This is a genomic window from Shinella sp. 838 (assembly GCF_029623935.1).
In the GTDB taxonomy this organism is placed as follows: domain Bacteria; phylum Pseudomonadota; class Alphaproteobacteria; order Rhizobiales; family Rhizobiaceae; genus Shinella.
Genome location: NZ_JARSBQ010000001.1, coordinates 1 through 15,016, shown reverse-complemented (window position 1 = coordinate 15,016; position 15,016 = coordinate 1). Strand labels below are relative to the sequence as shown.

The following is a 15,016-nucleotide window of genomic DNA, read 5'->3' as shown; positions in this document are numbered from 1 at the left end:
TCGGCAACGGACCCACTCCAGCCGTCGAAATGCCTTGTCCTGGTCTCTGAAAGCCGCCAGACCACTTAAAGCCTTGGGTCACAGCACCGCATAGCTTCTGTTGTTTCTCTTCCGAAAAGAGAACCGGCAGACCTCGGCTTTCCTATTCCGCCAGGTAGGCCCTTATCCAGGCGCGGACCAGGCTTGAATAAGGGGCCTGCGGCTGGGCCATCTCGCGGATACGTGCCTGCGCCTCCTCCGCGTAGCGGCCGATCTTGCCGGCAATTCGCTCATCCATGGCGATATCGTCGGAAAGGCGCTCTCTTGCTGCGCCATGCAGGGTGGCAAGTTCGGTCGATCGGGCTGCCACCCTTTCGGCCAGGTCCGCAGCGATCTCATGGAGGTTCAGGCTCATTGCCAGAAGGAACTCGAGGTCGCGCAGCACGCGCGTGCGCGCCTGCACCAAGCCAAGCCGGTTCAGCCCGTAGACCTGGATCGACACCGCGCCCGCAGCGCTGACCCTTGACGCAACGGCTGCGCTCGCGATCGCGGCAGGATCGGCCAAGGCATCGGGGAGACCTGCGGCTCCGCCGGGATCGAGGGATTTTGGATGGATGAGGCTGATCAGGTGCACGCGATCAACGTGGAAGGCGAGGTGCAGGTCAGGGTCGTCACGCGTTGGGTCGAGCAGGAGACGCTTCTCGGCCTCGATGTCGTCGCCGGGGCGGGCTACATGCACACTCCCCTCCTCGAGCGGGAACGCGCTCTGCTTTCCGGTCAGGATGCTGCGGGAGCGGTCGAAATCACCTTCGGCACGCAAGGCGACCAGCCGGTCCTCGCCCGGCTTCGGCGTCTTCTGACTGCGGCGCCGGTTGCAGTCGATGCAGCTCGGCAGGAGGTTGCTCCACTCCATCGCCAGCCACCAGTAGCCGGGATGGCCGGGAGCGCCCTCGACCTCGCCTTTGGGCCGGTAGTGTTCGACATCCACCGGCTGGAGGCCGGCATAAACGCTCTCGCAGTAGGCACATTTGCCATGGAACAGCGTCTCGAGGGCGGTCTTGACGGACGCTTCCTTGTATCGGGCGAAATCGAACGCCTCCAGTTTCTCCCCGGCCGCGATCCTTTCCATATGCTCCGTGACGAGCTGAAGTTCGGACTTGCCGTCCGACGGGCGCGGCTTGCGCAGGATCGCCGGTTCCGTTGCCAGCGAGCGGTTGGCGCGCCTCATTCCAGCAATCCTTGAAGGAATCTTTTGACTTCCGTCTTCGCGGCCTCGCGGGCCGCACTGACGCGCGTGCTGGCGGCGGTGCGCCGCATCGCAAGGTACTCGGCGACCGCCTCTTGAACGACGCGCGTCACCTCGGTGCGGCCATAGGGCAATCCGTCGGCGATGGCGGCGTTGAAATCGGCCAGAACGGCCCGCTCCCTTTCGTCGAGGATGCTCCTGTCGCGGGCCAGAAGGTCGGCCACCGCGGCAAAGGTATGATCGGTCCGCCGGTCGTCGGCCGAGAAGAGCTGGAACATGTCCGAGGTCAGAAGCTGCTCGACGGTCATCGTTTCGATATGATCGAAATCGGCAACGCGCTCGACCACTTCGGGCATGGAACTCGGGCCGTCACCGGTGTTCTGGTAACGGTGCAGCATCATCACCTCACCGTCGCGCATGCCCCTGACACAGAGCGGATCATGCGACGTGAAGATGAAGGTAACGCGCGGCAGCGCCTTGCGCAGGCCCGCAACGATCTGCAATTTCCAGCGCGGATGCAGATGCGCTTCGATCTCGTCGACAAGCACGATCGCCTCGCCATGGCGCGCGTCACGCGGGGAAAGATGCGGCGCGACATCCATCAGCCCTTCGAGCACGTCGCAGACCAGTGCCAGAACGGCCCGATAACCGGACGAGACGATGTCGAGCCGCTGCGGCACGATATAGTCGCTGCCATCCTGCTTCTTCTTGCGCACATTGATGATGCAACGGCCGGCTTCGCTTTCCTTGCCCGGCTTCACCTCGATGTCACGGAAATCACCGTCGATGCGGATGATATGGCGCAGCGCACTGACCACCTCGCCGAGTGCCTCCGGCCGCCGCTTTGCCAATCCGGCAAGCCATGGCTCGGGGTTGGAGATCTGGCGGTCGTTTCGGAACAGCGTCTCGATCCGGCGGGCATAGCTTTTCTGCCGTGCCCTGCCGAAAAGCCGGTGTGCGCCATAGGCGAAGATCGGCGGCCGCAGGCTCTTCAGCTTCGATCGGGTACGCATGCGGCCATCCTTCGCACCGATCGTCAGGCTAGTGCCGCCGCCGTCGCGAAACTCCAGTTCGATACGGCAGTCACGCGTGGCGCTCGTTCCGGTTTCGCCCATATATTCCGGATTGAGCGTCATGTTGCGGCCGTTCAGATCGAGTTCGTCACGCATGTCTTCCGGGATTGCGGCAAGCACGATCGCTTCGAGGATTGAGCTCTTGCCGGTCGAGTTTTCTCCAAGGATGAGCAGGCATGGGGTCGGCGGCAGTTCGTCGGGGTTGCTGCCCATGGCCGGGTCATGCGGCGGGTCCGGCAAGGCGAAGGAGATCGCCTCCAACGATTTGTAGTTCTTGATGGTTGCGGCGCGGAGTTGCGAGTATGTCGGGCGCGGTTGGGAAACCGCCTTCTGTTCGTTGGTGCCTTGCAGCCCCCGCGCCATGTCCTTGTCTTCACTGCGCAATTCGCGAAGGGTTTCGCGAACCGCCGCCGCAAAATCACTCCGCCGAGACCAGCTGCTGAGGGTCGCGCCGATGCGTTCGGTGGACAACGGACCGGATGCTTGGAAGCGTCCGGAAAGTTTGTCCGCAATCCGGCGCAGGAGCAGGTAGAGCGCTCCGCCGAATTCGACTTCCTTGTAGGAGCGGTTCTCTTCCATCCACCGTGCAAGGTCGAAGAACGCGAGCGGAGCGCGGCGTATCTCGCCGATCCACCCCGTCAAGGCTGCCGCGCGGCGGCGGACGAGATCGGCACGGTTGAGATTGAACTGGACGATCGTCGGTTCGGCACGGCGGTTCTTGCCGAGCAGAAAACCATCAAGCTTCATGTTGAAGGCGGCGGCCGGTTTCGTGACTTCACCGGGAAAGTAGAGGCGCGGCGTCTCGTCGATCTGCAGCCCCACCGTGCCGAAGGGTGCCAGGGAGGGAGGAGGAGGCGCGGCGCGCGGGCCATCGACGGGGAAATGGGCCTTGTCTTGCGGCAGGCATCCCTCGCAGATCGGGAAAAGGTTTTCCCATTGAAAGGCGAGCCACAGGTAACATTCCCTGTCTTCCGGCCGCTTCATCGGGGTCGCATAGGCCGGCGGGCGAAACCGGTATGGCTGCAGCCGCCGATCGGCCTGCTCACAGAAGGGGCACTTGCCGTAGGAAAGCGCTGCCAACGCGTCGAGAACGTCGCGCCCGAGCGGAGACTTCCAGACCCAGGGCACATCGGTCTGCAGGCGCTCCCTCCGATCGAGCGCATAATAGGCGGTCATGTCGTGCAGCCCGCTGTCTCGCCCTTGCAGGCTGCCGGGGAATACCCGGTCCCGGCTCCCATGATCGAAGAAGAACACCGTCCGCTCCTCCTTCGCCTAGTTGGAGGACGACGTCTTGCGCACCGGCGCACGGTCGGCACCGGCGACAAGGCGCAGATTGCTGTCGGCGCTCGGCACCGCACCCTTGCGCACAGAGCCGGCCCCGTCCGCAGCCTGGGCGTCGGCGGCCTTTTCGCCGATCCCGGCCAAAGCGGTGACAAACGGCACCAGCACCTCCTCGCGCCATTTCTGGGTATTCCTGTAGGCGCGGGGGGTGTGGTCGGTCAGCAGCGTTTCGTAGATCGGCCCGCCACCGGCAGGTGGGGCGCGATAGGCGGTCGCCATGCCGTCCAGCGCGCCTTCCAGCTTGGGCATCAGCGACACCGCACGCAGCCAGCGATGTTCGTCAAAATCGAAGCGTTCGACCAAGGCCCGTCCCGCCTGACGACCATAGTCACCGAGCTGGCGGATGGTGCTCTCGTCCATCGCAAGGTTCATGCCGCCCTCCCGGCTTTCGTCGAGGCGGATCTCGACGATACGGTCCGCGTAGCCGGGCAGCAGCGACTGCAGCGTGTCCTGCCAGTCCTTCGCAGTGTTGAGGATCGAGCTCAAGGCATTACCGATCCCGGTGATGGTCCGAACAGGAAGGTGCGTGCTCTGGCGCGGATGACTGGGGAGCTCGACGCGCACGTCGCCGTGACGGGCCTCCTCCCAAGCGGAAAGCGTAATGCCGAATGTCGGCCGCGACGGCAGGAAGGAATCGAAGAAATGGATGGGGAAGTTGCTGGAGATGCCGCCATCCGAGAACAGGCAGCGCCGCACCTTTGACCGGCCCGGCCCTTCGGGAAGCAGGTCGTCGAAACGGTAAAGCGGCACCGCACTGATCAGCCCCGGGAAGCTCAGGCTCATGCGCGCGACCAGCAGGACCGGAAAATCCCTGCCACTGGCAAGCGGATAGAGATCGGCTGGGAGCTGCGGGCCGACATCAGCCAGCGGCGCCCTGCCGCGGACCAGATAATCAACCACGCGCTTTGGAAAAAGCGCCTCGAATTCGCGCCGGGAGAAATAGTGGTGGTCGCTTTTCAGCGGCAGCTGGTAGGGCCGGCCCGACGACAGGTCGGTCGTCATGGTTGCGACCTCGATGCCGTGATCGGCAAGCTGGCCGATAGTAAGCGGGTCGCCAGCAATGCCGTCAGGGTCGAGATTGCCGGCCACCCTGTCGATGCGGTCCGCAAGCCAGTCGGTCAGCGCGGGCTTGCCATTGCCCTTCTGGGTCAGGCCGGGGCAGATCCCGAAATCGTGCGCCGGCAGGTCGGCCTTGACTGCACGCCACAGGGCCAAACCCATGGCGGTCACCAGCAGGACGATCCCGGCAACGATCCCCAGGACAGCAAGAGATACGTCCGAACGGCAGATGCCAACCACCACCACGGCAAGGCCAAGGACCGCTGCGGTCAACGCCCGGCCGCGGTAGGCTGCAAGCATCGCCTTCATCACTGCCATCGGTTTGCCGGCAATGCCGGCGGCCGATGCCGCCATCAGGATGTCGAACAGGGGCTTCAACTTCGGCGCGGGCTGGAACAGCGAGGCCATGTCACGGCCGATCTCGTCGGCAATGGCGACAATGCCGTCATAGCCGGTAAAATCATTCTTGCCGGCCGAGCGCTCGCGGCGGTACTCCGCGGCGGCGGCCACCGCTGCGGCGATGGCACCCGCCGAAGTCCCGCCGATGCTGCGCAGCCGGTAGGCACGGGCGATTTCCACGATCGCGTGCGGGTAGACCACCCCTGACGTGATCCCGCCTTTCATGACCAGGTCGCATTCGCGCATGACGCCTCCGTTCAATGCAAACCCGCTTCGGTGTGCTCGGACTGAAAGAGATCAATTCAAGATTGCTAACCCAGTTGCCGCCCATCGTACAGAGCCTTCGTTCCGCTCCCCCGAAAGCGGGGCGTGCCTGCAACGGGCAGAACGGTGGAAATCGGCATTCATGCCGTGGATATCTCGACGAGATCACCGAGAGGCCAGGCTTCGGACAAGGCTTGCCTGAGAGCCACCTTCAAGCGTGCGAGGTCATCGTCGGCGGTATCGTGAAAGGCTTCGGCGACGACAAGGACGGACCGCGTTTGCGGCCTTATGACGGAACGGCCGCTCTGACGGTTGGACCAACGGCGTGCATGGGCATGTCCGGTACGGTCCGCAAAAATCACCTCCCCCGCATCCGGCGTCTCGATGGCACCGGAGAAGGTCTCGTAGATTTCTGTTCCCACGGCATGCCGCACTTCGAGATGCCCTTGAACCTTCTCGGTGTCGAAGAGCGCAATGGGGATGGCGAAGGCGACGGAAACCGCGTTGCAGAGATCGACGAGGGGATGGATGGATGGAAGCCCCTCTTCCTTTCGCAGCCGGCGAAGCAGGGCTTCCGAAGCGCACCTGTATTGTGTCGGCTTCAGGCCCATCTTCGCGAAGGTCCGCCGCCATGCCTGAATCTCGGGGAACTCGCCTTCGGGTCCTTCGGCGAGGCGTTGCTGTGCGATGCGGGTGAACATCTGCTGCGGCCGGGACACATCGGCCACGGCCGTGACACCGGTGAAAAGCATGACCTGTGAGGAAAGGTCGCCGAACTGCTGTCTGAGGGCGGCGGAGTAACCGAAGGTGATCAAAGGCATTCCTTTCATTGAGCTGACCTTGCAGATCGCAACTCGAATCCACTTCGGTCTTGAACGAAATTGCGGCAGGTCTGCCGCTAAATCCTTTTCTTGTGCCGAATAGACGGTCGTCGCCGCGCGTGCTGATCTTGTCGCCGGAAACCGCGACACTGAAATCGGGCACGCGGGCGAAAGGCCCTCTCGCGTCGCCCCCGCGAAAGGGAGACGCCGATGCGGTGCGGAACTGGAAATGGGATGCCAGGTGTGTTCGTGCCATTCGCGCTGGCGGCAGGGTTTTCCCTTCTGTCGACGGCAACGATGGCGAGCGGGCCGGAGATACGGGAGTTTCGGGACTGGAGGGCCGGCTGCGACAATGTCGGGCACTGCACGGCGCTGTCTCTGCCCGACGACGAGGACAATGCGATTGCCTATCTGCGTCTCGATCGGGCTGCTGGGGCGGATGCGCCGGTTCGGCTCGTCCTTCGCGTGCTCGGCGACTGGAAAACGGTATCAGTGCCCCTCCGGCTCACACTTGATGGTACCGCTTTTCCGGCTACCGCCGAGGCGGCGCAGGTCGGAACCGATAGCGGCACCATCTCACTGACCTTCCAGCCTGCCGAAGCGTCGGCCTTTGTCGCGGCGGCCCGCAAGGCAACACAGCTTTCGATCAGCACTCCCGACATGACAGCGCACGTTTCGCTTTCCGGATCCGTCGCCGCCATGCTGTGGATCGACGAGCAGCAGGGTCGGCTCGACACCCCATCGGCCCTGATTCGCAAGGGGAGCGGCAGCCATGTTCCTGCGGCTCTCGCTTTGCCGGTCATCACCGCCAAGGTGCCGGATGGCGTGCTTGCAGACGATGCCGGCAAGGCGCTCGCCGAGGCGGTGCGCCAGGAGATGCTGCGGCGCGATTCTGATCTGTGCGAGGACGAGGAGACGCTTGCCGCCCTCGACGAGGCGTGGCTGCTCGATGGTACACGCCGCCTTGTCGGCTTGGCATGTTCACGTGGCGCCTACAATGTCACCACGGGCTTCTGGACGGTGGAGGGCGGCGATGCCGCGACGGCACAACCCGCCCTCTTCCCCTCCGGCGCAGGGGAGATGATGGAGAACATGCTGGTCAACGCGCAATTCGACCCGAAAACCGGACGGCTCGATTTCTTCTCCCGTGGGCGCGGCATCGGCGATTGCGGGGCCATTGGCGGCTATGCCTGGACCGGGGACGGCTTTGTTCGAACCCATTTCAGCATGATGGGCGAGTGCCGGGGCATTGCCCCGGACGACTGGATTGCGCTCTATCGCAGCACGGCAAAGTAGGCGCTCCGACAGACCGCGCTCTGATCAGGCCGTGCCACCGACGATGACGTAGGCGGCCGCGCCCTGTGTGCCTGCGATCACGGTATGACCATAGGGCGCGCGCCATTCGCTGTGGATATGGCTGTTCTCGCTGAGGTCCAGAACGGCGCTTGCCCGCAGGCCATCCTGGTGGAAGGCAACGGACTGGCCGTTCACCGTCAGCCAGAGCAAGGGGGCCTGGCTTTGCACCTCGATCGACAGACGCTGGAGCCCGTGACCGTCGGGTGCAATCGAAACGGTCAGTCGCAGCTCCTCCGCTTCAGGCAGCCCGATACCGCCAGGACCCGGCAGCTCCGCAAGCTCGGGCGTTCGCGGCGGTGCCATACGGTAGTCGCCGGTCTTTTCGAAGGCCGCGGCGTAGGTGAGCAGTGCGGTATCGTCGAAAGCCCGGCCGGCGAAGGTCAGGCCTGCCGGCATGCCGATATCGGCCAGCATGCCCATCGGTACGGTCACCGTCGGAATGCCGAGATGGCGGATCGCGAGGTTGCCATTGGCGACCCAGGTGCCGTTGCGCCAGGCAAGGTCGGCCGAGGCGGGATTCACGTCGGCATCGGCCGGGCCGATATCGGCAACGGCCGGGAAGATCACCGCGTCGAGCCCCAGCCGGTCCATCCAGACTTCGAGATCGATGCGCCGGGTCTCTTCCAGTCCGCGGAACCCCTCGGCAAGGCCCGGTATCTCGTCAAGGGAGGCGATGGGATGCGCACGCATATGGGCGGGATAGTCGGCGATATGGTCATCGAACCCATGGTAACGGTCCGGCAAGCTGCCTTGCGGTGCGGGAAAGATACGCGCACCGTCGATATCACCCAGCCGCCGCAGGGCTGGATCGGCATTGGCTGCCAGAAAGTCATGCCAGGCCCAAGCGGACAGGTCGACAATCTCGTGATGAAGATAGTCCGGGCTGACGAGGCCGCGCGTCGCAATGGTCGGCGCGCCTGGCCGGTCTCCCTCATAGTTGCTGACGACCGGGAAATCGGTGACCACGACCTCGGCACCGGCCGCTTCGAGGGCGGCGCGCGCCGCCGCGCACAGCGCGATCATCGAGGCGCGGGTTTCGATGCGCTGACCGGTGGCGCCGCCGATCCCGACCTTGCCGCCAGTTCCCGCCTCGGCGTCGGCGTTGATATACATTGCCGGCAGACCGAAACGCTTGCCTGCAAGGCTCGCGGTCCGGGCGACTGCCGCATAGGAGGCAGGGCGGACATCGGAGGCTTTCGGAATGTCCACCCAGGTCTGGCGACGCCAGAGGTCACCACGGGTGTCCGGATCGTCAGCGACGATGATGTCGAGGAGATCCAGCAGATCCGCCATCGAACGGCAGTGCGGCACCACGACATCCATGGTCGGCACAAGCGGCCAGTTGCCGCGTACGGAGATGACGCCGCGGCTCGGCGTATAGGCACAGAGCCCGTTGTTGGCCGCAGGCGCGCGGCCGCTCGACCAGGTTTCCTCGCCAAGCCCGAAGGCGGCGAAGCTCGCAGCGGTCGCGGTGCCGGACCCGTTCGAAGAGCCCGAGCCGAAGGCGGCCGTCAACCAGTCGGCATTGTAGGGCGATTCCGCACGCCCGTAGACACCGCGCTGCATGCCACCATTGGCCATCGGCGGCATGTTGGTAAGCCCGATCAGCACGGCCCCGGCGGCCCGCAGGCGGGAGATCGCAAAAGCATCCTCCATCGCGATCAGGTCGGCGAAGGCCGGCGAACCGGATGCGACGCTCAACCCCTTCACCTTGTAGCTGTCCTTGGCGGTGTATGGGATTCCGTCAAGCGGACCGAGGCTTTCGCCGCGGGCGCGCCGGAGGTCCGAAGCCCGCGCCTCGGTAAACATCTCGGGATTGAGCACCGGCACCGCATTGAGGCTGATGCCGTGCCGATCGTAACAGGCGATGCGGTTGAGATAGGCCGCGACCAGCCCGACGCTGGTTGTCTCACCCGCCTGAAGCGCTTCGCGCAATGTACCAATCGAAGCTTCGACGACCTTCATCGATGCCCTCCCCTTGATGTCTGGTTCCCGGCTGATGGTGTCCCCACCGCCTGTTTTTATCCGCAAGGCCGGCGACACAGATCTCCGGCAGATGTTGCTAGACGTTTCTAGCCCTCGCATATCGTCCGGGCAATCTCCCACCGGCGCGGCGCCGCCCGGGTCGGCTACCGCAAGCCTTTCGCCCGATCCCAGGCCTGCGACCATATTTTTAGAGCCTTCTGGCTCAATGCCTTCGGCAGGTGCAGGCGCTTCTGATCCGCTTCGGAAGGGTAGAGATCGGGGTTCGTCCTGAGCGTTTCATCGAGAAGCGCGAGCGCGGCCTTGTTGGCAGTGGAAAAGCCCGTCTCGGTGGCTGCGACTGCAGCGATTTCCGGGCGCAGAAAGAAATCGATGAAGGCGTGAGCCGCATCCGGATGGGCCGCATCGGCAGGTATGGCAAGCACATCGGCCCAGACAAGATTACCTTCCTTTGCAAGACGATAGGTGACGGTAAACGGCTTGCCCGCCTCCTTCGCCCGGCTGCTGGCGATCAGCATGTCGCCGGAAAAGCCGATGGCAAGGCAAAGGCCGCCGTCGGCGAGATCGTTGACATAACTGGAGCTGTGGAACTTGCGCACATAGGGGCGGACCTTGGCGACCACTTCCACCGCTTTCTCCAGCTCCTCCTTGTCGGTCGTGTCGGGGTTCAGCCCGAGATAGATGAGGGCAAGGCCCAGCACCTGCTCGGCATCATCGAGCATGCCGACGCCGCACGAGGCGAACTTCTCGACGACGGCGGGATCGAAGACCATGCGTAGGGAATCGACCGGCGCGTCAGGCATGATCGCCTTGATCTTCTCCACATTGTACCCGACACCGGTCGTGCCCCACATCCAGGGAACGTTGTGGGCGTTGTCCGCGTCGACGCTTGCCCCACGTGCAAGGACAGCAGGATCGAGATTGCCGAGATTGGCTAGGCGCGCGCGATCCAGCGGCGCCCATATGCCGACGGGAAGCTGGCGCAGGAAATGCGGGGAGAGATTGACAGTAACGAGGTCGTAACCCGACTTTCCCGTCAGCATCTTGGTCTCGACAATGTCGTTGGAATCGAACAGGTCGTAGGACACCTTGATGCCCGTCTCCTTCTCGAAGGCGGCGATCGACTGGGCGCTGAAGTAGGATTCCCAGGAGTAGAGGTAGAGAACCTTCTCTTCCGCCTGTGCCGCAGTCGTGAAAAGGCATGCCGTCGCAAGCGTGAGCCAGCGTTTCATGGTCATTCTCCGTTTCTGGTGTCGGTTCAATTTCCACCGCATTGTCCAACGCCGAAGCGCGCCGCTGCAGCGGGACATGCTCTATTCGGGCTGCTGCTGCGTGACGCAGTGGATGCCGCCGCCGTTTTCATAGATGCGGTCAACGTCGAGCTGGACGATGCGACGACCCGGATGCAGCCGGCCGAGAACGTCCTTGGCCAGCGTATCGGCCTTCCGGTCGCCGAATTGCGGCGTGTAGAGCGCGCCGTTGCCGACATAGTAGTTCGCATAGCTGCTCAGGAAATCCTCGCTTTCCGAGCGAACCTCGGTCGCCGCGGGAATGGAGACGATTTCAAGCGCACGGCCGCGCGCATCGCGGGCCTTGGCGAGGATAGCGAGGGCCTCCTTGTGGGCACGCCCCCATTCCGACCTGTCGCCGGGATAGCTGCTGGCAATGACAAGGCCGGGCTCCACGAAGCGGAACGAACCGTCGATATGCCCGTCGGTGATATCGAGCCCGCGCACGCCAGGCACCCACAGCACGGTTTCGACGCCGAGCGCGGCCTTGAGGCGCCGCTCGATCTCGGCTCGGTCCAGTCCGGGATTGCGGTTGTCGTTCACCCAGCAGCTCTCGGTGAGGAGAAGCGTGCCGTCTCCGTCATACTCGAAGCCGCCGCCCTCGCCGCAAAGTGCGGCATCGTGGTGTTCGACGCCGGCCAAGGCCGCGATCTTCACGGCAAGCTTGCTGTCGCTGGCGTGCGCCTGCTTGCCGCCCCACGCGTTGAAGCCGAAATCGACGGCGGCGACACGCCCGTCGTCCGTGTGCACGAAGACCGGGGCACTGTCGCGCGCCCACATGTCGTCGGTCGGGATGTCGACGAGCTCGACCCGGGGGCCGCAAAGGCGCGCGGCCAGCGCGTGTTGCTTCGCCGGGGCCGCCATGGTGACAGGTTCGTTTTCGGCAATCGCCGCGGCCAGCCGGCCGAGCGTTTCCTGCACGCTCTCGAAGTAGGCGCCGGGGCCACCGTAGAAAGCCGGCGTGCTCGGCCAGGCCATCCAGGTTCTTGCATGCGGTTCGGCTTCGGCGGGAACGGTCGGCATCCAGGTCTTTTCCTCTTGGGCACGGCTCGGCATTGCCGGCAGCAGCGCCAGGCTGGCGCTTGCCTGAACGAAGCGGCGGCGTGTCCAGGCGGTCACAGCGGCTGCTCCTGCGTGATGCAATGGATCGCCCCGCCGGCGGGAACGACGGCGCCGACATCGACGGTCACGATACGCCGGTCGGGGAAGGCCTTGGCAACGGCAGCCTTGGCTTCCTCGCCCGAGGGGCGGCCGAAGGTCGGCATCACGACGCCGCCATTGGCGAGCGCGAAGTTGATGTAGGAGCGCGCGAAGACCTCGCTGGTCGCCTCCACGTCATAGGCCTCCGGGATGGGGATGACCTCGAAGCTGCGGCCGCGCGCATCCGTCTGACTTTTGAGCGCCACCAGATTGTCGGCGAGGATGCGACCGTGCAGGTCGGCCGGATCGGGATTGTATTCGAACATGACGACACCCGGGCGCACGAAGCAGCACATGCCGTCCACATGGCCGTCCGTTTCGAGATCGAGCGGATCACCAGGCAGCCAGACGACCTTTTCGACATCAAGCATGCGCAGGAGTTCCTGCTCCACCCAGGCCTTCGAGAGGCCCGGATTTCGGTTGGGATGGAGCAGGCTCGTCTCTGTGACGATCAAAGTCCCGTCACCGTCGCAGGCCAGCGAACCGCCTTCGCAGTGGAGGAACGAGCGGAACATCTCCGCCTCTTCATAGGCAAGCACGCGGCCGGCCAGTGCATCGTCAGCGTCGAAGGGTTCATGTTTGCGGCCCCAGGCATTGAACCGCCAGGAAACCCCGGCGAGCCCGCCATCGGCCCGCTTCAGGAAGGTCGGACCGGAATCACGGATCCAGCAGTCGTCGATCGGCAGCGCCACGATCTCGATACCGTCGCCAAGGAGCGTGCGCGCACTTTTCGTGTGCTCAGGATGGGCCACCATGCTGACCGGCTCGAACTGGGCGATGGCTTTTGCGACGTCGGCATAGGCACGCTGCATGTCCGCCAGGCGCGGGCCGTAGAGGTCCTGCCGATGCGGCCAGGCCATCCATGTCTTGGCATGGGGCTCGAATTCGCCCGGACGGCGCAGCTTCATCTGCGGTTGCGGCCGTATCGTCGTGTCCATGATTGACTCCTATTCATGTATGGCGCTCATTATCTGCCCAATGGAGTGCCGATACAAACGAGAAGCATTCCTGCCTAGAATGAATGGATTTCATGTATGATCAAATTCCGACACATTCCCCCGACGCAGTTCCTGAAGGGGTTCGAGGCCGCGGCGCGGCTTGAGAGCTTCAGCCGGGCCGCCGAGGAGGTCGGCCTGACGCAATCGGCCATCAGCCACCAGATGCGCCTGCTTGAAGCCCAGATCGGCCAGCCGCTGTTCCTGCGTATCGGCCGGGAGGTGCGCCTCACGGACGCGGGTCGGGATTATCACCGCACGGTGCGACGCAGCCTGGAGATCATGGAGGAAGGTTACCGGCGCCTGGAGCCCTACCGCAAGCCCGGCAGCGTCGTCATCTATGCACCGCGGGATTTCACGCGGCGCTGGCTCCTGCCGCGTCTTCCATCGCTGAAGGCGGCCGCGCCGGCCTGCGAGCCGTGGCTCGACAGCAACGGCGCGGCCGTCGATTTCGAGACGATGGAGGCGGACATCGCCATCATCCACGCGCCCGAGCCACCGGCCGGCTGCGAAAGCCTTCTGATCGGGCACGACCATCTGTCGCCCACCGCTCTACCCGCCCTTGCCCGGGAACTTCGAAAACCTGCCGATCTCCTGTCGGCGCCGCTCATTCACGAAGAAGGCCCTGTGGGTTGGCCCGACTGGCTCGGTCATGTGGGCATCCATGCGGGGTCCGCCTGGAAGGGCACGAATTTCAGTGATCGCGACATTGCCCTTGCCGCAGCCGAACTCGGCCAGGGGGTCGCCCTTGCCAGCCTGCTTCTTGCTGACACCGCACTCTCATCCGGTGCGCTGGCGCGTCCCTTTGGCGAGACCGTCTCTTCCGGCCTTTCCTGGTACGCCCTTTCCATCCCCCGGAAGCTGGCGGACGACGACGTACGGGATGCCTGGCGGTGGTTATCGACGCAGGTCGCCGCCGATCCCCGATGAGGCCTCGCTGGCCTGGACGTTCGGGCGACGGCCCTCAGACTTCGAAAACGTCGTCGAAGGATTCCGGGAAAGTCTGGCGGGCGGTCTTCTCGTTGATGACGAGCAGGGCCTCATAGGAGAGCGGATCGAAGTCCTTTTCGGCAGGCAGGACTTCGCGGCCGAAGAGAAGGTTGAGGCGCGCAGCATCGAGATTGCCGCGCTCGAAGGGCTCCGCACCGAAATGATGCCAGAGGGCATGGAGGAAGGCCGCGTCGATGCGGTGCTCGGCCGTGCCCGGCCGCGCTCGACGAGGAAGGGCCTTGATCGGCGTAACGCCTCGTGGATTGGCGCGCCTGATGGTGAACTGGACCCCCGTGCCCGGCATGCCGGACGGGAAGCCGCGATGTTTCGTCATGTCGGGTACGTCCGCCATCCGTCTCTCCTTCTTCGAGCCCCTTCTAACCGATCCGGCCCGGTCGGGAAACCTCAGAAACGGGGTCGGACTTCAACAGCGGCGGGGCGACAATACCGTGGAAAGACCGGGACAGGGAGGGCCGCCAAGCCAAATCTTGCCGACCCGAGGCGTATCCGCCGATCCATAGCGACGAGGGTGGTAACGCTGTTTTTGCTGGGGGCGTGGCGATGGGCAGTCTGACAAAAACCCTGTCCCGCCGCATGGATATTTCAGAAAAAAATTTCACGCCCTTTCACGTCCTTTTCCCGTATTGCGACGACAACCCTTGCATTGCGATGAAACCCGCAGGCCTTTTCCGGCACCGATTTTCACCCTTCATCAGACACCTCCCGACGGCTCCGATCGGTTGCAACTTCGGCAGGCGTCCGGGAATGGCTTGATATTCAAGCGGGATTCGAATGCCGCGAAGGTCCTTGTAGGTTTTCCGTTGCGATTGCCGCCATGAAATTTTTCCCGCTCGCACGGCAAAAAGAAAACAGATTACACGATTACGGAGTCAATTGGGTGAATCCATTGACTTCCGAAGAAATTTCCGCATTATCGAGAAAACAAATTACATCGCCTCTGCGATGATCACTGACGGGAACTTTGCGATCCAGAACACGGCTTCCTGCCGTTCGGCCAGGC

11 protein-coding genes are annotated in these 15,016 nt (G+C 64.0%); 2 read left to right on the top strand and 9 right to left on the bottom strand.

Translation table 11 applies throughout. The annotated features are described in order from the left end of the window. Window positions 1-142 precede the first annotated feature (142 nt). The 4 genes from P9A16_RS00055 to P9A16_RS00040 all read right to left on the bottom strand — a co-directional run bounded on the left by P9A16_RS00055 (window position 143) and on the right by P9A16_RS00040 (window position 6,173). Window positions 143-1,207 carry a hypothetical protein gene (locus tag P9A16_RS00055; protein ID WP_272790110.1) on the bottom strand — a complete coding sequence of 355 codons (1,065 nt, stop codon included), beginning with the start codon at window positions 1,205-1,207 and terminating at the stop codon, window positions 143-145. Beyond that, window positions 1,204-3,552, bottom strand: a complete 2,349-nt coding sequence (locus P9A16_RS00050) for an AAA family ATPase (protein WP_023511911.1) — start codon at window positions 3,550-3,552, stop codon at window positions 1,204-1,206. The genes P9A16_RS00055 and P9A16_RS00050 overlap by 4 nt, the downstream gene beginning before the upstream one ends. An 18-nt stretch (window positions 3,553-3,570) precedes the next feature. Beyond that, window positions 3,571-5,343: a patatin-like phospholipase family protein gene (locus P9A16_RS00045; protein WP_023511912.1), complete on the bottom strand. Its 1,773-nt coding sequence runs from the start codon at window positions 5,341-5,343 to the stop codon at window positions 3,571-3,573. Window positions 5,344-5,501: 158 nt separating this feature from the next. Further along, on the bottom strand, window positions 5,502-6,173 hold the full coding sequence (locus P9A16_RS00040) for a B3/B4 domain-containing protein (protein ID WP_037408692.1): 672 nt from the start codon (window positions 6,171-6,173) through the stop codon (window positions 5,502-5,504). A gap of 243 nt (window positions 6,174-6,416) precedes the next feature. Here P9A16_RS00040 and P9A16_RS00035 point away from each other — a divergent pair, with 243 nt between their 5' ends. Beyond that, window positions 6,417-7,478, top strand: coding sequence for a DUF1176 domain-containing protein (locus P9A16_RS00035; protein WP_023515448.1), 1,062 nt, complete (start codon window positions 6,417-6,419; stop codon window positions 7,476-7,478). A gap of 24 nt (window positions 7,479-7,502) precedes the next feature. Here P9A16_RS00035 and P9A16_RS00030 read toward each other — a convergent pair whose 3' ends face one another. The 4 genes from P9A16_RS00030 to P9A16_RS00015 all read right to left on the bottom strand — a co-directional run bounded on the left by P9A16_RS00030 (window position 7,503) and on the right by P9A16_RS00015 (window position 12,948). Beyond that, window positions 7,503-9,503, bottom strand: coding sequence for an amidase (locus tag P9A16_RS00030; protein WP_023515449.1), 2,001 nt, complete (start codon window positions 9,501-9,503; stop codon window positions 7,503-7,505). A 164-nt stretch (window positions 9,504-9,667) separates the two neighbouring features. After that, window positions 9,668-10,753, bottom strand: coding sequence for an extracellular solute-binding protein (locus P9A16_RS00025; protein ID WP_024271223.1), 1,086 nt, complete (start codon window positions 10,751-10,753; stop codon window positions 9,668-9,670). An 81-nt stretch (window positions 10,754-10,834) separates the two neighbouring features. After that, a complete protein-coding gene (locus P9A16_RS00020) occupies window positions 10,835-11,929 on the bottom strand; it encodes an agmatine deiminase family protein (protein WP_023516770.1) in 1,095 nt (364 codons plus the stop codon). Beyond that, window positions 11,926-12,948 (bottom strand): agmatine deiminase family protein, encoded by a 1,023-nt coding sequence (locus P9A16_RS00015; RefSeq protein WP_023516769.1) that lies wholly within the window; start codon window positions 12,946-12,948, stop codon window positions 11,926-11,928. Before P9A16_RS00015 ends, P9A16_RS00020 begins: the two co-directional genes overlap by 4 nt. 96 nt (window positions 12,949-13,044) lie before the next feature. On the opposite strand from P9A16_RS00015, the gene P9A16_RS00010 reads away from it, so the two are divergent. Further along, window positions 13,045-13,935 carry a LysR family transcriptional regulator gene (locus P9A16_RS00010; RefSeq protein WP_023516768.1) on the top strand — a complete coding sequence of 297 codons (891 nt, stop codon included), beginning with the start codon at window positions 13,045-13,047 and terminating at the stop codon, window positions 13,933-13,935. 34 nt (window positions 13,936-13,969) lie between these two features. On the opposite strand, the gene P9A16_RS00005 is transcribed toward P9A16_RS00010, so the two are convergent. Further along, window positions 13,970-14,347, bottom strand: coding sequence for a hypothetical protein (locus P9A16_RS00005; protein WP_023516767.1), 378 nt, complete (start codon window positions 14,345-14,347; stop codon window positions 13,970-13,972). Window positions 14,348-15,016 lie beyond the last annotated feature (669 nt).